At 61.5% G+C, this 24964-nt stretch carries 21 protein-coding genes and 1 pseudogene; 18 read left to right on the forward strand and 4 right to left on the reverse strand.

What is annotated here, in order from left to right; translation table 11 throughout:
• Positions 1 to 174 precede the first annotated feature (174 nt).
• A complete protein-coding gene (locus NA619_RS21045) occupies positions 175 to 642 on the reverse strand; it encodes a thioesterase family protein (protein ID WP_255963770.1) in 468 nt (155 codons plus the stop codon).
• A gap of 29 nt (positions 643 to 671) precedes the next feature.
• On the opposite strand from NA619_RS21045, the gene NA619_RS25265 reads away from it, so the two are divergent.
• From NA619_RS25265 to NA619_RS21085, 8 genes are all read left to right on the forward strand, one after another.
• Positions 672 to 986 (forward strand): hypothetical protein, encoded by a 315-nt coding sequence (locus tag NA619_RS25265; protein ID WP_423836858.1) that lies wholly within the window; start codon positions 672 to 674, stop codon positions 984 to 986.
• A gap of 221 nt (positions 987 to 1207) precedes the next feature.
• A complete protein-coding gene (locus NA619_RS21055) occupies positions 1208 to 2185 on the forward strand; it encodes a dipeptidase (protein ID WP_255963771.1) in 978 nt (325 codons plus the stop codon).
• Positions 2186 to 2248: 63 nt separating this feature from the next.
• Positions 2249 to 2779: a 4-vinyl reductase gene (locus NA619_RS21060; RefSeq protein WP_255963772.1), complete on the forward strand. Its 531-nt coding sequence runs from the start codon at positions 2249 to 2251 to the stop codon at positions 2777 to 2779.
• Between the two features lie 154 nt (positions 2780 to 2933).
• On the forward strand, positions 2934 to 5006 hold the full coding sequence (dgcA, locus tag NA619_RS21065; protein WP_255963773.1) for a dimethylglycine demethylation protein DgcA: 2073 nt from the start codon (positions 2934 to 2936) through the stop codon (positions 5004 to 5006).
• A 163-nt stretch (positions 5007 to 5169) separates the two neighbouring features.
• The gene (gene dgcB / locus NA619_RS21070) at positions 5170 to 7149 is read left to right on the forward strand and encodes a dimethylglycine demethylation protein DgcB (RefSeq protein ID WP_255963774.1); all 1980 of its coding nucleotides are present in this window, start codon (positions 5170 to 5172) and stop codon (positions 7147 to 7149) included.
• Positions 7149 to 8381 carry an electron transfer flavoprotein subunit alpha/FixB family protein gene (locus tag NA619_RS21075; RefSeq protein WP_255963775.1) on the forward strand — a complete coding sequence of 411 codons (1233 nt, stop codon included), beginning with the start codon at positions 7149 to 7151 and terminating at the stop codon, positions 8379 to 8381. The genes dgcB and NA619_RS21075 overlap by 1 nt, the downstream gene beginning before the upstream one ends.
• Before the next feature lie 41 nt (positions 8382 to 8422).
• Positions 8423 to 9196: an electron transfer flavoprotein subunit beta gene (locus NA619_RS21080; protein ID WP_255963776.1), complete on the forward strand. Its 774-nt coding sequence runs from the start codon at positions 8423 to 8425 to the stop codon at positions 9194 to 9196.
• 40 nt (positions 9197 to 9236) lie between these two features.
• Entirely contained in the window at positions 9237 to 9482 is a 246-nt protein-coding gene (locus NA619_RS21085; RefSeq protein ID WP_255963777.1) for a hypothetical protein, read from the forward strand.
• A 156-nt stretch (positions 9483 to 9638) separates the two neighbouring features.
• Here the strand turns inward: NA619_RS21085 and NA619_RS21090 are convergent, their stop codons facing one another.
• Together NA619_RS21090 and NA619_RS21095 are read right to left on the reverse strand one after the other, a co-directional pair.
• Positions 9639 to 10727 carry a GlxA family transcriptional regulator gene (locus NA619_RS21090; protein ID WP_255963778.1) on the reverse strand — a complete coding sequence of 363 codons (1089 nt, stop codon included), beginning with the start codon at positions 10725 to 10727 and terminating at the stop codon, positions 9639 to 9641.
• Between the two features lie 422 nt (positions 10728 to 11149).
• The gene (locus NA619_RS21095; RefSeq protein WP_255963779.1) at positions 11150 to 12526 is read right to left on the reverse strand and encodes an L-serine ammonia-lyase; all 1377 of its coding nucleotides are present in this window, start codon (positions 12524 to 12526) and stop codon (positions 11150 to 11152) included.
• Positions 12527 to 13318: 792 nt separating this feature from the next.
• On the opposite strand from NA619_RS21095, the gene NA619_RS21100 reads away from it, so the two are divergent.
• From NA619_RS21100 to NA619_RS21145, 10 genes and pseudogenes are all read left to right on the forward strand, one after another.
• Positions 13319 to 14515 carry a quaternary amine ABC transporter ATP-binding protein gene (locus NA619_RS21100; protein ID WP_255963780.1) on the forward strand — a complete coding sequence of 399 codons (1197 nt, stop codon included), beginning with the start codon at positions 13319 to 13321 and terminating at the stop codon, positions 14513 to 14515.
• Positions 14516 to 14517: 2 nt separating this feature from the next.
• Entirely contained in the window at positions 14518 to 15405 is an 888-nt protein-coding gene (locus NA619_RS21105; protein ID WP_255963781.1) for an ABC transporter permease, read from the forward strand.
• Positions 15406 to 15439: 34 nt separating this feature from the next.
• Positions 15440 to 16384 (forward strand): choline ABC transporter substrate-binding protein, encoded by a 945-nt coding sequence (choX, locus tag NA619_RS21110; protein WP_255963782.1) that lies wholly within the window; start codon positions 15440 to 15442, stop codon positions 16382 to 16384.
• A gap of 230 nt (positions 16385 to 16614) precedes the next feature.
• Positions 16615 to 17469 carry a glycine betaine ABC transporter substrate-binding protein gene (locus NA619_RS21115; protein WP_255963783.1) on the forward strand — a complete coding sequence of 285 codons (855 nt, stop codon included), beginning with the start codon at positions 16615 to 16617 and terminating at the stop codon, positions 17467 to 17469.
• 74 nt (positions 17470 to 17543) lie between these two features.
• A complete protein-coding gene (locus NA619_RS21120) occupies positions 17544 to 18854 on the forward strand; it encodes an OprD family porin (protein ID WP_255963784.1) in 1311 nt (436 codons plus the stop codon).
• A 176-nt stretch (positions 18855 to 19030) separates the two neighbouring features.
• Positions 19031 to 19624 carry a transcriptional regulator BetI gene (gene betI / locus NA619_RS21125; protein WP_255963785.1) on the forward strand — a complete coding sequence of 198 codons (594 nt, stop codon included), beginning with the start codon at positions 19031 to 19033 and terminating at the stop codon, positions 19622 to 19624.
• A 33-nt stretch (positions 19625 to 19657) separates the two neighbouring features.
• Positions 19658 to 21130: a betaine-aldehyde dehydrogenase gene (betB, locus tag NA619_RS21130; RefSeq protein WP_255963786.1), complete on the forward strand. Its 1473-nt coding sequence runs from the start codon at positions 19658 to 19660 to the stop codon at positions 21128 to 21130.
• 97 nt (positions 21131 to 21227) lie between these two features.
• Positions 21228 to 22934: a choline dehydrogenase gene (gene betA, locus NA619_RS21135; protein WP_255963787.1), complete on the forward strand. Its 1707-nt coding sequence runs from the start codon at positions 21228 to 21230 to the stop codon at positions 22932 to 22934.
• Positions 22935 to 22973: 39 nt separating this feature from the next.
• Entirely contained in the window at positions 22974 to 23147 is a 174-nt protein-coding gene (locus NA619_RS21140) for a hypothetical protein (RefSeq protein ID WP_255963788.1), read from the forward strand.
• Positions 23148 to 23455: 308 nt separating this feature from the next.
• Positions 23456 to 23539, forward strand: a pseudogene (locus tag NA619_RS21145) (hypothetical protein); the annotation flags it as partial.
• Between the two features lie 429 nt (positions 23540 to 23968).
• On the opposite strand, the gene choX (NA619_RS21150) reads toward NA619_RS21145, so the two are convergent.
• On the reverse strand, positions 23969 to 24904 hold the full coding sequence (gene choX, locus NA619_RS21150; protein ID WP_255963789.1) for a choline ABC transporter substrate-binding protein: 936 nt from the start codon (positions 24902 to 24904) through the stop codon (positions 23969 to 23971).
• Positions 24905 to 24964: the final 60 nt, after the last annotated feature.

Genomic DNA, 24964 nt, shown 5'->3' on the forward strand with positions numbered 1-24964 from the left:
CGGCGTGCCGAAGAAATTCGTCATCGACCCGCACAAGATGTTCAGCGCCGCCTGATCGACCCGTCTGCTCCTTCGCGGCGCAGGTGACTCATCCTGCGGATCGGCACCGCAGGCCCCTTACAAGCACTTTGGGGAGCCTTACGGCTCCTCTTTTTTTTCCGAAGCGAACGCCGTTCAGCCTGGCAGACCGATGACCCGTCCGATATGGATGGGCCTGGGCAAACCCAGCTGCGACTCGTGCAGCGCCTGCACCAGCGCCAGCACCGCTTCGTCAAACGGCGCCGAGCGCCCGACGCTACGGTCGATGTTCATCAGCATCTGCTCGCTGGCCGCCAGCAACTGTTCGTCATTCGGACGATAAAGACCCAGGTGAAGGTGCAGTCGTTTGTGATCGTACGCCAGCAAGTGGGTACGCACCTCGACCTCGCTGCCGAGCTTCACCTCGTTCAGGTAGTTGAGGTGACACTCAAGGGTGTAGAGGGTATGCCCCGTTCGAGTTCGACCCGCCTCATCCAGGCCAATTCGATCCATGAGCGCATCCGTGGCATAGCTGAAGATCAGCAGGTAGAAGGCATCGCGCAGGTGCCCGTTGTAGTCCACCCATTCGGCGGGTATGGCGGTGCGGTAGCTGGTCAGGAGCATGGTCATCCTCGACTAGGAAGTGGAATGGGATGAGCGCCCACAGCGGGCTCGAAGACGTAACGGGCAATCTAGCAGCGAACGGCGCATGGCCCTACCCCCCGCCAGTGATTGGACGTGAAGCGTCGTCATTGCGCGAATCCGGAGCCGTGGCGCTTCTTGGTTGCCCTGATCGCCGCCAATACGTCCAGCAGGCAGTCGTCCCGACAGCGCCCCAGCCCGGAGATGCCGCGCCCACCCTGCTGCTCGGCCGTGATCATGGCGAAGCCCTGGCCGTTGCGATATCTGATCAGGCTGCACGCGGCGGTGTTCGGAGCGTGCCTCCGCACGAGCGTCGCGGCTGTTGACCCCCGCATAGCCCAGCTTGGCGCTGAATCAGTGAATCCATTCCAGGCGCGGGATGACGCTTTAACTGGCTGCGTAAGTCGATGATCTATCTCGCGGAACCACGCCTGACGTTTTAAGCAATACCCCAGTCGTTTTTGCATCGGGACGACATTCCCCCCAGGGATAAGCTGCCGCAAAGCGTCGACAAAGGTTTCGATGCGCCGCACTGGGGAGTTACCTGATGAACCCAACCGAACTGCACGCTGACAGCATCGTCATTGACGGACTGGTCATCGCTAAATGGAACCGCGAACTGTTCGAGGACATGCGTAAGGGTGGTTTGACGGCCGCCAACTGCACCGTCTCGGTATGGGAAGGCTTCCAGGCAACGGTCAACAATATCGCTGCCAGCCAGAAGCTGATCCGCGAGAGCAGCGATCTGGTCATGCAAGTGCGTTCCACTGCCGACATCCGTAAGGCCAAGGAACTGGGCAAGACAGGCATCCTGTTCGGCTTCCAGAACGCCCATGCATTCGAAGACCAGATCGGTTACGTAGAGGTCTTTAAGCAGCTCGGCGTAGGCATCGTACAGCTCTGCTACAACACCCAGAATCTGGTTGGCACCGGCTGCTACGAACGCGACGGCGGGCTGTCCGGATTTGGCCATGAAATCGTTGGCGAGATGAACCGCGTCGGGGTGATGTGCGACCTCTCGCACGTCGGCAGCAAGACCAGCGAGGAAGTCATCCTGGCCTCCAAAAAACCGGTCTGCTACTCGCACTGCCTGCCGTCCGGCCTCAAGGAACATCCGCGTAACAAGTCCGACGAAGAATTGAAATTCATCGCCGACCACGGCGGTTTCGTCGGCGTGACCATGTTCGCGCCCTTCCTCGCCAAGGGCATCGACTCGACCATCGACGATTACGCCGAAGCCATCGAGTACGTGATGAACCTCGTCGGCGAAGACGCCATCGGCATCGGCACCGACTTCACTCAGGGCCATGGCCAGGACTTCTTCGAGTGGCTGACTCACGACAAGGGTTACGCGCGCCGTCTGACCAGCTTCGGGAAGATCGTAAACCCGCTGGGCATCCGCACCGTTGGCGAATTCCCCAACCTCACCGAGACCCTGCTCAAGCGCGGCATGCCCGAGCGCACGGTGCGCAAGGTGATGGGCGAAAACTGGATGAGGGTTCTCGCGGACGTCTGGGGCGAATAAGGCTTGTCTCCCCTCTCTCACGGGGAGAGGGGCCAAATCAACGAATTCTGGAGTACCTGAAACATGTCCACCCACGCCCCTGAAATGCCCATCCAGGTCGACGACGAAACCGGCGTCTGGACCACTGACGCCTTGCCAATGCTGTATGTGCCGCGGCATTTCTTCGTCAACAACCACATGGGCATCGAGGAAGTCCTCGGCGCCGAGGCATACGCCGAGATTCTCTACAAGGCTGGCTACAAGTCGGCCTGGCACTGGTGCGAGAAAGAAGCCGAGTGCCACGGCCTGGTCGGGATCGAAGTCTTCGAGCATTACATGAAGCGCCTGTCACAGCGCGGCTGGGGTCTGTTCAAGATCCAGTCGATCGACCTGGATGCGGGCACCTGCGAGGTGCGCCTGGACCACTCGGCCTTCGTCTACGTCTACGGCAAATGCGGACGTCCCGTGGACTACATGTTTACCGGCTGGTTCGCCGGCGCCATGGACCAGATCCTCCAGGCCCGGGGCAGCAGCATGCGCACCGTCGCCGAACAGGTCTACGGCGCCTCGCAGGAAGGCCACGACCACGGCCTGTTCCGCGTAAAACCACTCTAAAAACAACGTCAACCGTGATCGAAAACGTAGCGAGCGAGGGATAGGCAAGGCGGAGGCTGGAGCGAAAAGCGGAGTTTACTGCTGTAAATGAGCATTTTCGCTCCAGCCTCCAACGCCGCATAACCGAGCGCAGTAGTTTTCAGAGGATGCCGCCATGGCTTTCGAAGCAATGTTCCAACCCATTCAGATCGGCAAGCTGACCATCCGCAACCGTGTGCTCAGCACCGCGCATGCCGAGGTCTATGCCACCGATGGCGGCATGACCACCGAGCGTTACGTGAAGTATTACGAAGAGAAAGCCAAGGGCGGCATCGGCCTGGCGATTTGCGGCGGATCCTCGGTAGTAGCCATCGACAGCCCGCAGGAGTGGTGGTCTTCGGTGAACCTCGCCACCGACCGGATCATCCCGCACTTCCAGAACCTTGCCGACGCCATGCACAAGCATGGCGCCAAAATCATGATCCAGATAACTCACATGGGCCGTCGCTCACGCTGGGATGGTTTCAACTGGCCGACCCTGATGTCGCCGTCTGGAGTACGCGAACCGGTACACCGTGCGACCTGCAAGACAATCGAGCCGGAAGAGATCTGGCGGGTGATTGGCAACTATGCCCAGGCTGCTCGTCGGGCGAAGGAAGGCGGATTGGACGGCGTCGAGCTATCTGCCGTGCACCAGCACATGATCGACCAGTTCTGGTCGCCGCGGGTCAACAAGCGCACCGACGAATGGGGCGGCACCTTCGAAGGACGCATGAAGTTTGGCCTGGAAGTGCTCAAGGCCGTACGTGCAGAGGTCGGTGACGACTTCTGCGTGGGGATGCGTATCTGTGGTGATGAGTTTCACCCGGATGGTCTCAGCCACGAAGATATGAAAGAGATAGCCCGGTACTACGATGCTACCGGCATGATCGATTTCTTCGGCGTGATTGGCTCCGGGTGCGATACCCACAACACCCTCGCCAACGTCATTCCAAACATGAGCTATCCGCCGGAGCCGTTCCTGCATCTGGCCGCCGGCATCAAGGAAGTGGTCAAGGCGCCCGTCCTGCATGCGCAGAACATCAAGGACCCGAACCAGGCGCAGCGCATACTCGAAGGCGGCTACGTGGACATGGTCGGCATGACCCGCGCGCATATCGCCGATCCGCACCTGATCGCCAAGATCAAGATGGGCCAGGTGGACCAGATCAAGCAGTGCGTCGGCGCCAACTACTGTATCGACCGCCAATATCAGGGCCTGGATGTGCTCTGCATCCAGAACGCTGCAACCAGCCGCGAATACATGGGCCTACCACACATCATCGAAAAGACCACCGGGCCCAAGCGCAAAGTGGTCATCGTCGGCGGCGGTCCGGCAGGCATGGAGGCGGCACGCGTTGCGGCCGAACGCGGCCATGACGTGACGCTATTCGAGAAAAAGGACAGCCTCGGTGGGCAGATCAGCATTGCCGCCAAGGCGCCCCAGCGTGACCAGATGGCCGGCATCACTCGCTGGTTCCAGCTTGAACTGGCGCGCCTGAACATCGATTTGCGCCTGGGCACCGGTGCGGATGTCGACACCATCCTCGACCTGCGCCCGGACATCGTGGTGCTGGCCAACGGTGGCCATCCGTATATCGAACAGAACGAGCACTGGGGCGCTGAAGAAGGCCTGATCGTCAGCAGCTGGGACGTGCTCGATGGCAAGGTAGCGCCAGGCAACAACGTGCTGGTCTACGACACCATCTGCGAATTCACCGGCATGTCAGTGGCTGACTTCATCGCCGAAAAAGGCGCGAAGGTCGAGATCGTCACCGACGACATCAAGCCCGGCGTGGCCATCGGCGGTACAAGTTTCCCGACCTACTACCGCAGCCTGTACCCGAAGGAAGTGATCATGACCGGCGACATGGTGCTGGAAAAGGTCTACCGCGAAGGTGACAAGCTGGTGGCGGTACTGGAGAACGAATACACCGGCGCCAAAGAAGAGCGAGTTGTCGATCAAGTGGTCGTTGAGAACGGTGTACGGCCGGACGAAACGCTCTACTACTCACTCAAGGAAGGCTCGCTCAACAAAGGGCAGATCGATGTCGACGCGCTGTTCGCCATCCAACCGCAGCCCTGCCTAAGCACCCTTGATGGCAAGACTGCCGATGGCTATGTGCTGTTCCGCATCGGCGACTGCGTGGCTCAGCGCAACACCCATGCGGCGATATATGACGCGCTGCGGATCTGCAAGGACTTCTGACCTTCCAGCCCGGGCCCTGTAGGAGCGAGCGAGACGGTTGTCCTTGCTCGCGATGGCTGACGGACACGTCGTCGGCACCGCCATCGCGAGCACGCTCGCTCCCACGCGCCGGCCTCGGCCAGTTGGCGCTTTTTGAGTTTCGATGCGTTCGCTAGGAGCCATCATGCTAGACACCCTACTCCCCATCCTGCTGTTCGCCGCCCTCGGGCTAGCGGTACTCGGCGCCGGCAAGCGCTTCGCCATGTGGCGTCGCGGGCGTCCCTCGAAGGTCGATTGGCTGGGCGGCCTGATGGCCATGCCGCGTCGCTATCTGGTCGATCTGCACCACGTGGTCGAGCGCGACAAGTACATGTCCAAGACGCACGTCGCCACCGCTGGCGGCTTCGTGCTGGCCTCGATACTGGCGATCGTCGTGCATGGCTTCGGTCTGCAGAACCGGATCCTCGGTTTCGCCCTGTTGGGTGCCTGTGTGCTGATGTTCGTCGGTGCGCTATTCGTTGCCAAACGCCGGCGCAACCCGCCAGCGCGGCTGTCGAAAGGCCCCTGGATGCGCCTGCCGAAGAGCCTCCTGATGTTCTCGTTCAGCTTTTTCATCGCCACCCTGCCGGTCGCCGGCATCCTGCCGCAGGACTTTGGCGGCTGGATACTGGCCGCCGTTCTGGCGCTCGGCGTGGCGTGGGGCGTGTCCGAGATGTTCTTCGGCATGACCTGGGGCGGGCCGATGAAGCACGCCTTCGCCGGCGCCCTGCACCTGGCTTTCCATCGTCGCCCGGAGCGTTTCCGTAGCCCGCACAATGCAAGCGCGGCGCGCTCCAGCGGTTTGAAAGCCCTCGACCTGGAAGACCCGAACGCACCACTCGGTGTAGAGAAACCCAAGGATTTCACCTGGAACCAGCTGCTCGGCTTCGATGCCTGCGTGCAGTGCGGGCGCTGCGAAGCCGCCTGTCCGGCGTTTGCCGCGGGCCAGCCGCTGAACCCTAAGAAGCTGATTCAGGATATGGTCATCGGCCTCGCGGGCGGCAGCGACAAGGGCTATTTCGGCAGCCCCTATCCGGGTATTCCCGTCGGCGAGCATGGCGGCAATCCGCACCAACCCATTGTCTTTGCCGAGGGCAAAGGGCTGGTCGAGGCGGAAACCCTGTGGTCCTGCACCACCTGCCGGGCATGCGTCGAGGAATGCCCGATGATGATCGAACACGTCGATGCCATCGTCGACATGCGCCGTCATCTCACCCTTGAGAAAGGCGCCACGCCGAACAAGGGTGCCGAGGTGCTGGACAATCTGATCGCCACCGACAATCCCGGCGGCTTCGCGCCAGGCGGGCGACTCAACTGGGCAGCTGACCTGAACCTGCCGCTGATGAGCGAAAAGAAGCAGGCCGACGTGCTGTTCTGGGTCGGCGACGGCGCCTTCGACATGCGCAACCAACGCACCCTGCGCGCCTTCGTCAAAGTCCTGAAAGCCGCCGAGGTGGACTTCGCCGTGCTCGGCCTGGAGGAGCGCGACAGCGGCGACGTCGCACGCAGACTCGGTGACGAGGCGACCTTCCAGCAACTGGCCAAACGCAACATCGCAACCCTGGCTCAGTACCGTTTCCAGACCATCGTCACCTGCGACCCGCACAGCTTCCATGTGCTGAAGAACGAGTACGGCGAGCTGGGTGGTCGCTACGAGGTGCTGCACCACAGCACCTACATCGCCACCCTCATCGCCCGCGACCAACTGGATCTTGGCAAGCACCAGAGTGCCAGCGTGACTTATCACGACCCTTGCTACCTCGGCCGCTACAACGGGGAATACGAAGCACCCCGCGCCGTGCTCAAGGCCATCGGCATCGAGGTGAAGGAAATGGCCCGCTCCGGCTTCCGGTCGCGCTGCTGTGGTGGCGGTGGCGGTGCGCCGATCACTGACATCCCCGGTAAGCAACGTATCCCCGATATGCGCATGGCTGACATCAAGGAGACCGGTGCCGAAGTGGTGGCCGTGGGTTGCCCTCAGTGCACCGCAATGCTCGAAGGCGTGGTATCGCCGCGACCGGATATCAAGGACATCGCCGAGCTGGTCGCTGACGTATTGCTGGAGAAACCTGCGCCAGCAAAAAAGCCAGCAGCAGCCAAGCCTGAAGCCCTGGAGGTGCACTGATGAGCGACATCATCCGCCGCGATCCACGCGTTGAGTGGATCGCCCGTAACCGCCTGCACCCGCTGCACGCCGCCATGGCCTCGGCCGCAGCGGGCGGCGAAACCAGCTGGATGGGACCCAATGGGATCATCCGCAAGGACCCGCATGGGGTTGGCTTCATCGGCGCCAACGGGCTCAAGCGAATCGACCGCAGCGGTGCTCAGCAAGGCGGCAGCACCCAGCGCAGCGCCGCCGCAGTGGTGCAGCTACCGCTGCACGTGGTCGAACAACCGGCCTTCTATATCGCCGTGGTGCCGGACATGGTCGGTGGCCGCCTGAGCAGCCATGACAAGGACCTGCTCGGACTGGCCAACAAGCTGGCCGGCGAAACAGCTGCAGTGGTTGCCATCGTATTCGGCGACCACAAGGAAACTGCTTTCGACAACGCCGGCGTAGACCGCCTGCTTCACATAGAGGGCGAGGCCTTCGATGGCTACGCACCGGAAGCACGCGTGCTGGCCCTCAGCGCAGTGGAAAGCCAGCTGGCCCCGCGACACTGGCTGCTCCCGGACAGCCGAACAGGCGGCGGCGAGCTTGGCCGGCGTCTTGCGGCCAAGCTCGGTGAGCGCCCGGCCACGCGTATCTGGCAGGTCGCCGACGGTCAATGCATCGGACGCGCCGGTGCCGGCCAGCAGGATCTGGTGCGTAGCGCACCGCGCCTGATTCTGGCCGCAGTCGAATGCGCCGACCCGGTCAGCGATACCCGCCACGAAGTTCGCCCGCTCTCGCTCGAAGACAAGATTGCTCGCTGTTTGCCGCGCATCGAAGACCTCGGCGCGGTAGCAGTCGACCCGGCCCTGACGCCCATGGCCGAAGCCGAGTTCATTCTGTCCGGGGGCAATGGGGTCAAGGACTGGGATCAGTTCCACCAGGCCGCAGTGGCCCTCGGGGCCACAGAAGGCGCGTCCCGGGTAGCGGTGGACGATGGCTTCATGCCGCGCAACCGTCAGGTCGGTGCCACCGGCACCTGGGTTACCGCGCGGGTTTACCTGGCGATCGGGATTTCCGGCGCCATTCAGCACATGCAGGGTATCGGTGCCTGCGACAAGGTGGTGGCGGTGAATATGGATCCTGGCTGCGACATGATCAAACGTGCCGACCTGGCCGTGATCGGCGACTCCACCGCAATTCTCGCTGCGCTAATCGATCTGGCGAACCAATATCGACAAGGAGGCGAGCGCGATGCGGCATAACGACAGTGGGACCCGGTTGCACTCCGGGCAACGGGTGGACCATGACTGACTTGAACATCATTACCCTGGTCTCGGTCGGCGCACATCCGACCTCGGGACGCACCCGCCGCGCCGAGCAGGACGCCCGTGCCGTCGAGCTGGGCCTGCGCCTGGTCGGCGAGCAGCTGAATGTATTGCACGCCGGCGACCCGCAGGAACCGGCATTGCGTGCTTACCTGGGCATGGGCCTGAACGAAGTGACAATCCTTGAGCAGCCGAGCAACTGCGATGCATTGCCACTGTTGAGCAACTATTTGCAGGATGCCGGCGCGCATCTGGTGCTGACCGGCAGCCAGGCAGAAACCGGCGAAGGCTCGGGGCTGCTGCCCTATCTGTTGGCCGAGCGCCTGGGCTGGCCCCTGGTGGTTGGCCTGGCCGAGGTGGAAAAGATCGAAAATGGCATGGCCCAGGTGCTGCAGGCGTTGCCTCGCGGTCAACGGCGGCGGCTCAAGGTGCGTCTACCCTTCGTCGCCAGTGTCGATAACGCTGGGCCAGCGGCGCGCCAGAGCGCATTCGGCCCTGCTCGTCGCGGGCAGCTCAATGCTGAGGACGTTGCCGTGATCGAGGACGGCCTGTTGCTAGAGGCTCATCTGCAACCGGCGAGGCCTCGGCCCAAACGTCTCAAGGTGATCAAGGCCAAGACCGGCGCCGAGCGGATGAAGGCCGCCACCGCCAAAACCTCCGGCGGCGGAGGCCAGGTACTCGAAGGCGTGTCGCCACAAGTCGGCGCCGAAGCGATTTTCAAATTATTGCGCGAGGAAGGGGTGCTGCGCTGAGCGCATCCCACCTTGTATCGAAGCCAAAGGAGCAAACTCGATGATGCACGCCGATCTGATCGATCAGGACGATTTCCGCGATCGCCTCGTGTCGCTGGGCTTTGAGATACCCAGCGGCGTTACCGCAGAGCAAGCCTGCGAGCGGGCCGTTATCGGCCTGTCACAGGACCGCGCACATGTGCTGCGCCGGCTGATCGAAGAACTCCTGGGCGGTTCCGCAACCCTGCTGCCCTCGGTTCGAGAAGCTATCTGCACAAAGCTGTTGCCGGCATTGGTGCGACCCTAGCGCAACGCAGAAGCGGATTTAACGGCGGGTTGAGCAAAAATTGTGCTTGCTCACAGGGTGACAGGCCACGTCGTGCCTGCTCCCGAATGACAGGCGGCAGCTCAATGGAAGCCGGGCGGAATGCCCGCCCGGTCCCATCAAAAATTTTTCAGGCGCTCAGATGCGTACGCTGGCGTAGGTAGACTCGCCCTGGGCACGTTGCAGCGCAGCCATCACGGCTGGATTCTTGCTGCCTTCGTCCGGACGCGGAATCAATGCCACAACCTGCGCCAGATGCTGGCCGGAGCGCTCGTCACGCGGCGGAATGCCGAAATATTCCCGGTAGCACTTGGAAAAATGCGGGGTCGAGACGAAGCCGCACACCGAGGCAACTTCGATGATCGACATGGGCGTCTGCTTGAGCAGCTGACGGGCGCGGATCAACCGCAGTTTGAGGTAATAGCGCGACGGCGAGCAGTGCAGGTATTTCTGGAACAGTCGCTCGAGCTGCCGTCGCGAAACATTGACGTAGCAGGCCAGCTCGTCGAGGTCGATCAACTCCTCCAGGTTCGCTTCCATCAGCGCCACGATTTCAAGAAGCTTCGGCTGGTTAGTGCCGAGCATATGCTTGAGCGGTACTCGTTGGTGATCCTGCTCGTTACGAATGCGTTCGCACATGAACATGTCGGAAATTGCCGCGGCCAGCTCGCGTCCATGCTGCGCGCCGATCAGGTGCAACATCATGTCCATCGGCGCAGTACCGCCGGATGCAGTGAAACGGTTACGGTCCATCGTGAACAGGCGAGACGTAACGGATGTGCGCGGATAAGCCTCCTGCATTGCAGCCAGACATTCCCAGTGCACGCTGCAGTCGTAGCCATCGAGCAATCCGGCCTTGGCCAGCGCCCAGCTACCGGTGCAGACCGCACCCATCTGGCGGCCATGCCGGGCCTGCCCTTGCAGCCAATGGAGGTGCTCGCGAGTAATGCTGTGCAGGATGTCCACACCGCCGCAAACGACCACGGAATCAAGCGCAGGGGCGGTTTCGAAGCTGGCATCTGGAGTGATCTGCAGCCCATCGCTTGCCATCACGGGCTGACCGTTATGATTCAAGGTGAACCAGCGATAAAGCTCCTTGCCCGACAGCTGGTTCGCCATCCTCAAGGGCTCCACGGCCGAGGCCAGAGAAATCAGGGTGAAGTTGTCCAGCAGCAAGAAGCCGATGGTTTGCGGGAGTCGACTCGGAGGCTGTAAACCTTGATTCATCTCTGACACTGGCGAACCCTCACGTAAGGCATTTATGAGCCTTCGACGAGGCTCTTTTTTATATTTCCGACTCACTGGTCGAATCATGAATATAGCAAGGCAAACTGCGTGCCTATTTTGAATGCGCGTTCAATAAAAGAATTGGGATCTGCTTAAAGCCCTCGATAGAGGCCTGGCAACAGGCAGGGGCAGCTCCACGGGATCTACCGCCAGCCTTGCGATTGCGGGGCCTGAGCACTTTCGTAGCAGTCCCAGGACCCGTCATCGACAATATTTGAGTACTGAAAAACCGGCGGTAACACACAGGTAACAATCGGTGATCAGGCTGGGGCAGATGAGCGGCGAGGCACTGCTACCGGTCCTGCAACCAGTCGCCTGCACCGCAAGCGACCACCGAGCTCACGGTCATGCACGCATTCGATTCAGCACTCGATGGCATTCACCGCCAGCCCACCGCGGGAGGTTTCCTTGTACTTGTCATGCATGTCGGCGCCCGTATCACGCATCGTGCGGATGACTCGGTCCAGCGAGATGAAGTGCTCGCCGTCACCGCGTAAAGCCATTTGTGCGGCATTGATCGCCTTCATGGCCGCGATGGCGTTGCGCTCGATGCAAGGCACCTGAACCAATCCGCCGACCGGGTCGCACGTCAGCCCAAGGTTATGTTCCAGGCCGATCTCAGCGGCGTTTTCCAGCTGCTCGGGCGTTGCACCCAGCAGTTCCGCCAGACCACCTGCAGCCATGGCGCATGCGGAACCCACCTCCCCTTGGCACCCTACTTCTGCGCCAGAGATGGACGCATTCTTCTTGCATAAGATGCCGATCGCCGCAGCGGAGAGAAGGTAGTTGACCACATCGTCATCACAGGCCTCGGGATGGAACTTCATGTAGTAATGCAGGACTGCCGGAATGATGCCGGCCGCCCCGTTGGTCGGCGCCGTTACCATTCGACCACCGGCCGCATTCTCCTCGTTGACCGCCAGGGCAAACAGGTTCACCCACTCCATGGCGCTCATGGTGGAACCGATAACGTTGGGTTTGCCGAGCTCCAGCAGGTTTTGATGCAGTCTGGCGGCGCGGCGCCTTACGTTAAGCCCGCCGGGCAATACACCCTGATGACGCAGCCCGTTGGCAACACACGCTTGCATCGCTTCCCACAGGCGCAGCAAGCCGCTGCGGACCTCCGCCTCGCTGCGCCAGGCCTTTTCATTGGCCATCATCAGTTCGCTGACGCGCAATCCGTGCCGCTTGCATAACTGCAGCAGTTCGACGGCGCTGGAGAAATCATAGGGGAGCTCTGTGTGGTCCTGGTCCAGCTGCCCAGCTGCCGCTTGTTCGGCGTTGACCACGAAGCCGCCACCAACCGAGTAGAACGTGTCCTGATAGAGCAGCCCGGAATGGCCCTCCGCGCTGAAGGTCACCGCGTTAGGGTGATAAGGCAGGCTCTCTTCGAGCAGAAGCAGATCCGTATCCCAGTCGAACTGGATCGGCCAATGACCATCAAGGCGCAACTGACCGCAGGCACGAAGCGCCTCGATGCGAGGAACTATCTGTTGCGGATCGATGAGGTCCGGGCGTTCGCCCATGAGCCCCATCAGCACGGCATTGTCGGTGCCATGCCCGACACCCGTGGCGGACAGCGAGCCGTAAAGGCGCACCTCTACTCGGCAAACGCGTTCCAGCAGCTGCCGTTCGCGCAGCGCACCGATGAACAGCGCACCCGCTAGCATTGGGCCAACGGTGTGCGAGCTGGATGGGCCGATGCCAATTTTGAAAAGGTCGAATACGCTGATCGCCACGCTGAACACTCCACGAGATGCCACAAGACAGAATTCATCATCGGTCTTTTACTGGCTGAATGAGGTCTGGCACCGACGCACGCTTATCCAAACCCGTCAGCGGCGTCGGCCAGCGTCGATTGCGGCGTCTGGCCCGACAGACAGACCCGCATACACGCTCGAAACCTCGACCGGCACCGCACCGCCACCCTGGCTCGTCGTGTTCCTGCAACCCCGGCGCCACGGCATCGCGGGCTATCCGCATGACTGATTCATCAGAGCCCGTGAAGCCCGTAAAAGGCATTCAACGGCATTGATCAATCGTTTCAGTCTGTGAATTTTAATCGGCTGATGTCGCCGCGCAGTACGTAGGGGTCGCAACCCGACAACCGCCAGGCTTGTAGGGGCTTATCGTTAAAGCATGTATGACTCAGCGCCCTCGTTCGGAACGTGCCGGCTCAGCTGAAACGCTTTGCGTAGTTACACAAAGCCGCCCACTACAACGGCTGCTTAATAACAATAATGAATACATGCTCCGCGCCTCCCAAGCGGGGAGCCACGATGATTTAGCTAGAACTGCCAGGACGAAAGCGACTAACGCAACCAGGATCATAAAACGACGCCGAAACAGCCTAAGAGCGGATGCCCTCATCCGCTACCTGTTGCTGCGGGTCGTCGAGCCTGCTGCCGCACCGCTTTATCCGAAGACCAAGTCAATAAAAGAGCCATAACCCATGGCTTCAGCCGACAAGCGCTGCAGGTGCTTGCGGCCCCGTTTAGCTGGCCTGAATGCCTACTGAGGGGAACAATCCCATGCAGTCTGGAAAAATCGTCGTCGAGAACCTGTACAAGGTATTCGGCTCACAAGAACAAGAAGCCATTGCGCTGCTCAAGCAAGGCTGGAGCAAGGACAAGATTCTCGCCGAGCGTGGCGCCGTGATAGGCGTCAGCGACGTTTCGTTCAGCGTCGACGAAGGCGAAATATTCGTCCTCATGGGGCTGTCCGGTTCTGGCAAGTCCACCCTCATACGCCTGATCAACCGCCTGATCGAGCCAAGCGCCGGCGACGTATTCATTGACGGGCAAAACGTCGCGAAACTGCCCCACGCCCAACTCATCGACCTGCGCCGCCGTGACATGAGCATGGTGTTCCAGTCCTTCGCACTGATGCCGTCGCGCTCGGTCCTGGACAATGCGGCATTCGGCCTGGAGGTTGCCGGTATCGGCAGAAGAGAGCGCGAGGAACGCGCCATGACGGTGCTCGCACAGGTCGGCCTCGATACCTTCGCCGACAAGTTTCCCCACGAGCTGTCCGGCGGCATGCAGCAGCGCGTCGGCCTGGCCCGCGCGCTGGCGGTGAATCCTTCGATGATCATCATGGACGAGGCCTTTTCCGCCCTCGACCCGCTCAAGCGCCGGGAAATGCAGGACGTGCTGCTGGAGCTGCAGAAGACCCACAGACGCACCATCATCTTTGTCTCCCACGACATCGAAGAGGCCATGCGCATTGGCAATCGCATAGGGATCATGGAAGGCGGCAAGCTGGTGCAGGTCGGTACGCCCCAGGAGCTGATCGACAACCCCGCCAACAGCTACGTGCGCAACTTCTTCGAGACGGTCAATACCAGCCGCTACCTCACTGCCGGCCAGCTCAAGACCGATAGCGTCCCGCTCTACGTGCACAACGGCAAGGCGCCGGACGCCATGCAGGTCTGCCAGGAGCTGCAGGCGCTGGACAAGCACTACGCCTTCATCGTCGATGAGAACAGGAAGTTCCGCGGCTCCATCAGCCTGGAGCGGATCGCCCTGCTGGTCGAGAACGGCCAGACCTGTGCCCTCGAAGCGAACGTGTTGAAACAGATCGCCCCCCTTACTGAAGACCAGCCCCTCGACCAGGTGATCGAGCGGCTGGTGGACAACGAGGGACCGATGCCAGTGGTGGACAGCCAAGGGTTTTACGCGGGCGCCATCAGTAAAGGTCGCCTTCTGACTCGCCTGCAGGAGGAATGAACATGAGCAAAGAACTGGATCTGGGTAGCTGGGTCAACGACGTCGTCCAGCATCTGTTGGAGAACTACAGCGGAGCCTTCGATAGTCTCGGCGGCGTGGTCAGTGGGTTTTCCGAAGGAATCGAGGCGTTGCTGATGCTGCCGCCGGCCTGGCTGCTCATCGTCATTTTCGTCGGCCTTGGACTGTGGCGCATCGGTGCCCGATTCGCAGCTTTCACCGCTGTCTCCTTCATTCTCATCGTGCTCACCGGTTTCTGGGAGCAGACCGTTGTGACCCTCGGCCTGACATTTTCCGCCACGTTGATCAGCCTGACGCTGGGCGTTCCATTGGGCATCTGGTCCGCGCGTAGCGAGCGGGTCGCCATGATCACCCGTCCGATCCTGGATTTCATGCAGACGATGCCAGCGTTCGTCTATCTGATCCCGGCGGCGATGCTGTTCGGCCTCGGTCGAGTGCCCGGCATCATCGCTACGGTGATTTTCGCCATGCCGCCGGCGGTAAGGCTGACCAACCTGGGCATCCGCCAGGTCAATAAAGAGATCGTCGAGGCCGGACAATCCTTCGGCTGCAACAGCCGGCAACTGCTGTTCAAAGTGCAGCTGCCCAATGCCATGCCCTCGCTCATGGCCGGGGTCAACCAGACCATCATGATGGCGCTGTCGATGGTGATCATCGCCTCGATGGTGGGCGCCGGTGGCCTGGGCAACGACGTGCTGGCCAGCATCCAGCGGCTGGACATCGGCCTTGGATTCGAAAGCGGCATGGCGGTGGTGCTGCTGGCCATCATTCTCGATCGCATCACCGAAAGCTTCGGCACGGCCAAACGGGCCACACAGAAAGCCACCTGGTACACCTGGGTGACGGCCAAGCTCAGGCCACAGGGCCAGTAACCGCAACGATCCCACTCAGAGATAGGAAATCAGAATGGCCACATTCAAGACGATAACGGGTATCGGGCTGCTCTCGTGCGCGCTACTGCAGAGCGCATGGGCACAAGAGCCGGCGAGCTGCGAGAAGGTGCGCTTCGCTGAAATCGGCTGGGCCGATATTGCGGCCACCACGGGCGTGGCCATGGTGCTGACCGAAGGCCTGGGCTACGACCCGAGCAAGGTGATGGCCTCGGTTCCGATTGCCTTCACCGGCGTGAAGAACAAGCAGATCGATGCCTTCCTCGGCTACTGGTCGCCGTCGATGGATGCGGTGATCGAGCCATTCGCCAAAAACGACGGTGTCCGGGTGCTGGAGTCGCCCAATCTGGAGGGCGCCAAATACACCCTGGCGGTGCCGAGTTACACAGCTGAAGCCGGGCTGAAAAGTTTCCAGGACATCGCCAAGTTCAAAGAGCAACTGGGCGGACGGATCTACGCGATCGAGCCCGGTAACGACGGCAACCTGCTAATCGAGAAAATGATCAAGAGCGACCAGTTCGGGCTTGGCGGCTTCCGCATGATCGAGTCCAGCGAAGCCGGCATGCTGGTCCAGGTGCAACGTGCGATCCGCAAGAAAGAGCCCGTGGTCTTTCTTGGTTGGGCGCCCCATCCGATGAATGCCCAGTACGACCTGACCTACCTGGCCGGCGGTGACGACGTGTTCGGCCCTGACTACGGCGCGGCCAAGGTCTTCACCGTTGTCGCGTCGGACTATCTCGACCGCTGCGCAAACGTTGGGAAATTGCTGAAGAACCTGCAGTTCACTGTCCCCATCGAGAGTGAGCTGATGCAGATGGCCCTCGATAAGGGTGATCCACAGACCGTTGCGAAGAACTGGATCAAGGCCAACCCAGCCGCGCTCGATCAGTGGCTCGACGGCGTGACCACCTATGACGGCCAGGACGGCGTTGCTGCCGTAAAGAAATTCGTCGGCCTTTGACCATCAGCACCTAAAGCGAGGCGCGTCCAGGCGTGGCGAGTCCCAGACCATGCCTCGCTTGGCAGCCGCCGCCCGAATCAATCATCCCTATTGCCGGCGCGTGCATCAGCCCGCGCCCGACCGCGCCTGGGTCTTCGCTTAACGGCTGAGGCCCTGCACCAAATCGCGATCCCGGCTGACCGGGGTCACGGTCGGCATCAATGCCACCCACCGACATGGAGCTAAAACGCATGCGTCTACTCAAGCACCTTCTTTGTGGCCTCGGCGCCGCCAGCATGGCGCTCGGCATGGCGGCCAGCATGGCAGCCGACAAACCCGAGCTGAAGATCGGCTATGTCAACGGCTGGGACGATAGCGTCGCAGCCACCCACGTGGCGGGCGAAATCCTGCAGAGCAACCTGGGCTATAAGGTCAAGCTGCAGCCGGTCGAGCCAGCAATCATGTGGCAAGGCGTCGCTCGCGGCGATCTGGACGCGACCCTCTCCGCCTGGCTGCCAGCGACTCACGGTGAGTATTTCGAGAAATTGAAGGACAAGGTCGTGGTGCTCGGCACCAACTATGAAGGCGCCAAGATCGGCTTGATCGTGCCGGATTATGTCGCGGCCAGGAGCATCGAGGACCTCAACCAGCACAGCGACTCGTTCGGCGGCAAGATCACCGGCATCGATGCCGGAGCCGGCGTCATGCGCCGCACCGAGGACGCCATCAAACAATACGATCTGGACATCCGGCTGATGCCCAGTTCGGGTCCGGCCATGACCACCGCGCTGACCCGTGCGGAAAAGGCGAAGGAGCCCATCGTCGTCACCGGTTGGATCCCGCACTGGATGTTCGCCAAGTGGAAGCTGCGCTTCCTGGACGACCCGAAGAAGGTCTTCGGCGACGACGAACACGTCGATACCGTCGCCAATCCGGCACTCGCCAGCAAGGCCCCCGAGGCCGAGGCATTCCTGAAGAAGTTCAGTTGGAACGCCGAGGAAGTCGGCGAGGTGATGCTGGCCATTCGCGACGGCGTCAAGCCGGACGTGGCCGCCCGCGAGTGGGTGAAGAACAACCCGGAACGCGTCGCCGGCTGGCTCGAATAACGCCCTCCCTTCTACCTCCTCATCCACACGGCGCCCCGGCGGGCGCCCTTCCAAAAATCATGGAGCACTTTCCAATGCAGGCAATGAAATGGAGCGCCCTGGCGCTTGCTGTTACCGCCGCTACCTCACAGCTTGCCGTGGCCAGCGAGCAGTCCGAATCCGCAGGCTTCGTCGCCGATAGCAACCTGACGCTGTTGAACAGAAACTATTACTTCGCCCGTGACAACCGTGCCTCCGGCGCCGCCAAGAGCCGCATCGAAGAGTGGGCCCACGGCATGTTGCTCACCTATGAATCTGGCTTCACCCAGGGCACGGTAGGCTTCGGCGTCGACCTCCACGCCGGGGGCGCGATCAAGCTCGACAGCGGTCGCGGTACAAGTGGCACTGGTCTGCTGCCGGTGGACAGTGACGGCCGAGCCGCCGATGAACTTGGATTTGCTGGCGGCGCAGCCAAGGTGCGCGTCTCCAATACCACCCTGAAGTACGGCGACCTGACACCCACCGCACCGGTCTTCTCGCCCGGAACTGGACGCATCTTCGCCAGCACCGCCAACGGCTTCCAGCTGTCTTCCAATGAGCTGGAAGGCCTGACCATCGATGCGGGTTACTTTACCTCGCTCCGTGATCGCAACCGCTCGCTCAACCGCGACGGCGACATATCCCTGGTCTACGCCGGCGGCATCGATGCGCAGCGCGTTGGCTACCTGGGCGGCACTTATCAATTGACCGATAGCCTCAGCGCCACCCTCTATGGCTCCAAGTACGAGGATGTCTGGACCCAGTACTACGGCAACCTGAACTACATACTGCCGCTGGCGGACGACCAGTCGCTGGCGTTCGACTTCAACGTCTACGACACCCGCGACGAAGGATCGGCCCAGGCGGGCAACATCAACACCACTGCCTGGTCCCTAGCCGCCGGCTATACGTTCGGCGCCCATAGGGTCTCCCTGTCCCATCAGCAGGTGAACGGCAACTCGCCGATGGACTACATCAGCATGGACGGGACCAATGCCGGCGACTCCATCTATCTGGCCAACTCCTCCCAATGGTCGGACTTCAACGCACCGGGCGAGAAGTCGGTGCAAGCCCGCTACGATCTCAACATGGCAGCGTACGGAGTGCCGGGGCTGAGCCTGATGGCCCGGTACATCAAGGGCGACATCGATGGTGCGAGCGTTGATCCCGATGGGGCCTACGCCTACTACGCGGGCGATGCCGGCAAGGGCAAAGAGTGGGAGCGAGACCTGGAGGCCAGGTACGTCGTTCAGGACGGTGACTTGAAAGACCTCTCCGTGCGCGTGCGTTACGCCACGGCCCGCGGTTTCGCCGGCGACATCGACGAACTGCGTGTGATCACCGAGTACCCACTGGACATTCTCTGATCACCTGCGGGCGGTGCCGCCGCATTCGCCCGCAATCAACGCCCAGCACACCACCTACCCGCGCTCACGCGCGACGTCTACGTACCCATAATCGACCCCGGGTCTTTTATTGATTGAGCGTTCAATAAAAACTCATTAGGGTGGTTGCCAGCCAAACCCCTGACCGGAATCACCCAATGCCCAAGGTTGGAATGCAGCCCATCCGGCGCAAGCAACTGATCCACGCCACCCTCGAGGCCGTAGACCAGGTCGGAATGAGTGATGCCAGCATCTCCATGATCGCGCGCCTGGCGGGGGTGTCGAACGGCATCATTGCGCACTACTTTCAGGACAAGAACGGCCTGCTCGAAGCCACCATGCGGCACCTGATGAAGGCGTTGAACCAGGCGGTTCGCAAACGTCGCGAGACGCTCGGCGACAGCAGCCCCCGTGCGCATCTGCAGGCGATCATCGACGGCAACTTCGACGATAGCCAGGTCAATGGTCCCGCCATGAAAACCTGGCTGGCGTTCTGGGCGTTCAGCATGCATCAGCCCACCCTGCACCGGTTGCAGCGGGTCAATGATCACCGTCTTTACTCGAACCTCTGCTGCGAGTTCACACGCGTCCTGCCCCAGGAACAAGCCCGCTCGGCGGCACGGGGCATGGCGGCACTTATCGACGGTCTCTGGTTGCGTGGCGCGTTGGCCGGTGACGACTTCGATATCGACCAGGCGCTTTCCCTCGCCTATGAGTATCTGGATCAGCAACTGGCCAAACAGGTGCACTGATCCCCATTTCAACCACGCCGCGTGAGGATGACCATGCCCCGCTTCGAGCAGCAGAAACTGTACGTCAACGGTCGCTATGTCGATGCAACCAGCGGCGCTACGCTCGAGACAGTGAACCCCGCGACCGGTGAAGTGCTGGCCGAGCTGCAGCGCGCGTCGCAGTCGGATGTGGACAAGGCCGTCGCCAGCGCTAACGCCGGGCAAAAGGTCTGGGCTGCGATGACCGCCATGCAGCGCTCCAGAATCTTGCGGCGAGCGGTAGACATCTTGCGCGAGCGCAACGATGAACTGGCTGAGCTGGAAACGCTCGACACCGGCAAGCCGCTGGCCGAAACCCGCACGGTGGATATCGTTACCGGCGCTGATGTACTCGAGTACTACGCCGGGCTTATTCCCGCCATCGAGGGCGAGCAGATCCCTTTGCGCGATACCAGCTTCGTCTACACCCGCCGCGAGCCGCTGGGTGTGGTGGCGGGCATCGGCGCCTGGAACTACCCGATCCAGATTGCGCTGTGGAAGTCCGCGCCGGCGTTGGCAGCCGGTAACGCGATGATCTTCAAGCCCAGCGAGATGACGTCTCTGACCACGCTCAAACTGGCCGAAATCTACACCGAGGCCGGCGTTCCCGATGGCGTATTCAACGTACTCACCGGCAGCGGTCGCGAGGTCGGCACCTGGCTCACCGAACACCCGGGTATCGCGAAGATCTCATTCACCGGCGGCACCAGCACCGGCAAGAAGGTCATGGCAAGCGCATCCAGCTCATCGCTAAAGGACGTGACCATGGAGCTGGGCGGCAAGTCACCGCTGATCATCTTCGAGGACGCCAACCTCAACCGCGCCGCTGACATCGCGGTCATGGCCAACTTCTTCAGCTCGGGTCAGGTCTGCACCAACGGCACTCGGGTGTTCATACCCCGCTCGCTACAGGCACGGTTCGAAGCCAAGGTGCTCGAGCGGGTAAAACGCATCCGCCTGGGTGATCCCTTGAATGAGCAGACCAACTTTGGGCCTCTGGTTGGCTATGCCCACATGGACAGCGTGCTGAGCTACATCGAGTCGGCCCGGGCCGAAGGTGCACGTCTGCTGTGTGGCGGAACACGGGTGACTGATGGCGAATACGCCAAGGGCGCTTATGTCGCGCCAACCGTCTTTACCGATTGTCGCGATGACATGCGCATCGTGCGCGAGGAGATCTTCGGGCCGGTGATGAGCATCCTCATCTTCGATGACGAAGCGGAAGTCATCCGTCGCGCCAACGATACCGATTACGGCCTCGCGGCCGGCGTGGTGACGAATGACCTGGCCCGAGCCCATCGCGTCATTCATCAGCTGGAAGCAGGTATCTGCTGGGTCAATACCTGGGGTGAGTCGCCTGCCGAGATGCCGGTCGGAGGCTACAAGCAATCCGGCGTGGGCCGTGAGAACGGCCTTGCCACCCTGACGCATTACACCCAAACCAAATCTATCCAGGTCGAACTGGGTGATTTCACCTCGGTGTTCTAGCAACAGCTTCAAGCCGCGAGCTGCAAGAAGGCTTGCATTACTCCCTTGCGGAGGTGCGGCTTGAAGCTTGCTGCGCTCATCCAAAGGATGCCGCTCTATGGAATTCGATTACATCATCATCGGTGCCGGTTCGGCCGGTAACGTTCTGGCGACGCGCCTGACCGAGGACGCTGATGTCAGCGTACTGCTGCTCGAAGCGGGAGGTCCCGACTACCGGATGGACTTCCGTACCCAGATGCCTGCCGCGCTCGCTTTCCCGTTGCAGGGCCGACGCTATAACTGGGCCTATGAGACGGACCCGGAACCCTACATGAACAACCGCCGCATGGAGTGCGGGCGCGGCAAGGGCCTGGGTGGCTCCTCGCTGATCAACGGCATGTGCTACATCCGCGGCAACGCAATGGACTATGACGGCTGGGCCAAGGCGCCCGGTCTGGAGGACTGGACCTACCTCGACTGCCTCCCTTACTTCCGCAAGGCCGAAAGCCGTGACATGGGAGCGAACGACTACCATGGCGGCGACGGTCCGGTGAGCGTGACAACGCCCAAGCCCGGCAACAACCCCTTGTTCCGCGCCATGATCGAGGCCGGCGTGCAGGCCGGCTATCCGGAAACCGACGACCTCAATGGCTACCGTCAGGAAGGCTTCGGCCCGATGGATCGCACGGTCACGCCGAAGGGCCGGCGTGCGAGCACCGCTCGCGGTTATCTGGACATGGCCCGCGGCCGAGCGAACCTGACCATCGTCACCCATGCACTCACGGACCGCATCCTGTTCAGCGGCAAGCGGGCAATCGGCGCGACTTATCTGCAGGGCAACAGCGACACACCAGTGATCGCCCATGCCCGCCGGGAAGTGCTGCTCTGCAGCGGCGCCATCGCCTCGCCACAAATCCTGCAGCGATCCGGCGTAGGCCCCGGCGCGCTGCTGCGCGAGCTCGACATTCCGCTGGTACATGAGCTTCCGGGCGTGGGCGCCAACCTGCAGGACCATCTGGAAATGTACCTGCAGTACGCCTGCAAACAGCCGGTCTCGCTCTACCCCGCTCTGCAGATGCACAACCAGCCGAAGATAGGCGCCGAATGGCTGCTTCTCGGCTCAGGCGTGGGTGCCAGCAATCAGTTCGAAGCCGGCGGTTTCATTCGCTCTCGCGCCGAATTCGAGTGGCCCAACATCCAGTACCACTTCCTGCCGGTAGCCATTAACTACAACGGGAGCAACGCAGTGAAGGAACACGGCTTCCAGGCCCATGTTGGCTCCATGCGCTCGCCCAGCCGCGGGCGCGTGCATGCCCGGTCGAAGGACCCGCGCCAGCATCCGAGCATCCTGTTCAACTACATGTCATGCGAACAGGATTGGCAGGAGTTTCGCGATGGGATCAGGATCACCCGGGAAATCATTGCGCAGTCGGCGCTTGATCCGTATCGCGGCCGCGAATTGAGCCCCGGCGCCGAGGTCCAGAGCGACTCCGAGCTGGACGCCTTTGTCCGGCAGCATGCCGAAACCGCGTTCCACCCGTCTTGCTCCTGCAAGATGGGCGAAGACGAAATGGCCGTGGTCGACGGCCAGGGCCGGGTGCACGGCATTGACGGGCTGCGGGTGATCGATGCTTCGATCATGCCTTTGATCACCACCGGCAACCTCAACGCACCGACCATCATGATGGCCGAGAAGCTCGCCGACAGGATTCGCGGTCGCGCGCCGCTGCCACGCAGCACCGCGCCCTACTACGTGGCCGGAAACGCCCCGGCGCGCAACGTGTCGCAGACACAGCCAGTTAGCGCGCAAATGGCGGGTGGATGACGCTCTTTTAATCCATCTTTGCCACCGCTCGGTGGATCGGTGAAGCGTGATCCACCCTACGAGCTGCTGCGGGTCTTCGACCTGCTGGGCAGCGGTCAGCCGCGGGTTACCACCCATTGCCGCAGGCTGTACCAGGCGCTGTATGGATCGCCCGATGGATTGATGGGTATCGCTCCGCTCAACGCCATCCTACGACAGCGTGCAGTGAGCTGATCCGTAGGGTGGATGACGCTGTTTTCATCCACCTTTGCCACCGCTCGGTGGATCAGTGGAGCAGGATCCGCCCTACGAGCTGCTGATGGTGTTCGATCGGCTGGGCAGCGGTCGGCCGCGGGTTACCACCTATTGCCGCAGGCTGTACCAGGCGCTGTATTGATCTCAGATGAATTGATGGGTATCGCTGCGCTCAACGCCATCCTACGACAGCGTGCAGTGAGCTGATCCGTAGGGTGGATAACGCTCTTTTCATCCACCTTTGCCACCGCTTGGTGGATCGGTGAAGCGTGATCCACCCTTACGAGCTGCTGCAGGTGTTCGACCTGCTGGGTAGCGATCGGCCGCGGGTTACCGCCTATTGCTGCAGGCTGTACCAAGCGCTGTATTGATCCTGAATGGATTGATGGGTATCGCTGCGCTCAACGCCATCCTACGACGGCGTGCAGTGGACTGATCGTAGGGTGGATAACGCTCTTTTCATCCACCTTTGCCACCGCTTGGTGGATCGGTGGAGCGGGATCCACCCTACGAGCTGCTGATGGTGTTCGACCTGCTGGGCAGCAATCAGCCGCTGGTTACCACCTATTGCCGCAGGCTGTACCAGGCGCTGCATTGATCTCAGATGAATTGATGGGTATCGCTGCGCTCAACGCCATCCTACGAAGACGAGCTGTGGAGTGATCGTAGGGTGGATGACGCTCTTTTCATCCACCTTTGCCACCGCTCGGTGGATCGGTGGAGCGTGATCCACCCTACGGAGCTGGCGAGCGCCGCGCCGCGCGCCCACCTTATGCTCTACCCAACCCTGCCGCGCAGCCTTAAAGCGAGGCTTTCACCGCTGCCAGGCCTTCTTTGCCGTCGCGGGTGGTGACGCCTTGCAACCAGCCGTCGAGGACCTCGGGATGGGCCTGGACCCAAGCCTTCACCGCCGCCTCGTTGTTGGCTTTTTTGGCAAGCACTTCGTCCATGATGTCGTTTTCCATGTCCTGGGTGAATTTCAGGTTGCTCAGCAATTTGCCGACATTCGGACACTTCGCGGCGTAGCCCTTGCGCACGAGCGTATTGACCGTCCCGCTCTCGCCGAAATAGGCCTCGCCACCCTTGAGATACTTGATGTCGTGCTGCACGTTCATCGGGTGCGGCGTCCAGCCAAGAAAGACCACGCCCTTGTCACGTTTCACTGCACGCCCGACCTGCACCAGCATCGCCTGCTCGCTGGACTCAACCAAACGCCAATCGCCAAGGCCGAACTCATCCTGATCGATCATCTTCTGGATCGACAGATTGGCCGGCGCACCGGCGGCGATCCCGTAGATGGTCTTTTCAAAAAGCTCCGCGTTCGCGTCGAGGTCTTCAAAACGTTTCACCCCGGCATTCCAGGCCGTAGTCGGCACCGCCAGGGTGTATTCGGTTCCGGTCAGGTTGACGCTATGCTCATCGATTTCACCACTGGCCACGAACTTGTCGTAATTGTCCTGTTGCGCCGGCATCCAGTTACCGAGGAATACATCGAGCTGGTTCTTGGTCAGCCCGGCGAAGATGATCGGCACGCCCAGCGTCATAATCTGCGGCTTGTAGCCGAGGCCCTCGAGCAGCAGGCTGGCGATGCCATTGGTGACGGCGATGTCACTCCAGCCCGGATCACCCAGGCGCACCGTGGCGCACTGTTTGTCTTCGACTGCGCCCTGCGCCTGGATACTCGTGGCGGCCAGCAACAGGCTACCGGCAACAACCGCGCTGATTGTTTTCTTCATTTCCGTCCTTCCTTTCTGCTATTCAAAAAGATTCCTTGGCCCCGGCTGATTCGCCGCCGC

Source organism: Stutzerimonas stutzeri (assembly GCF_024448895.1).
Lineage (GTDB): Bacteria > Pseudomonadota > Gammaproteobacteria > Pseudomonadales > Pseudomonadaceae > Stutzerimonas > Stutzerimonas stutzeri_Q.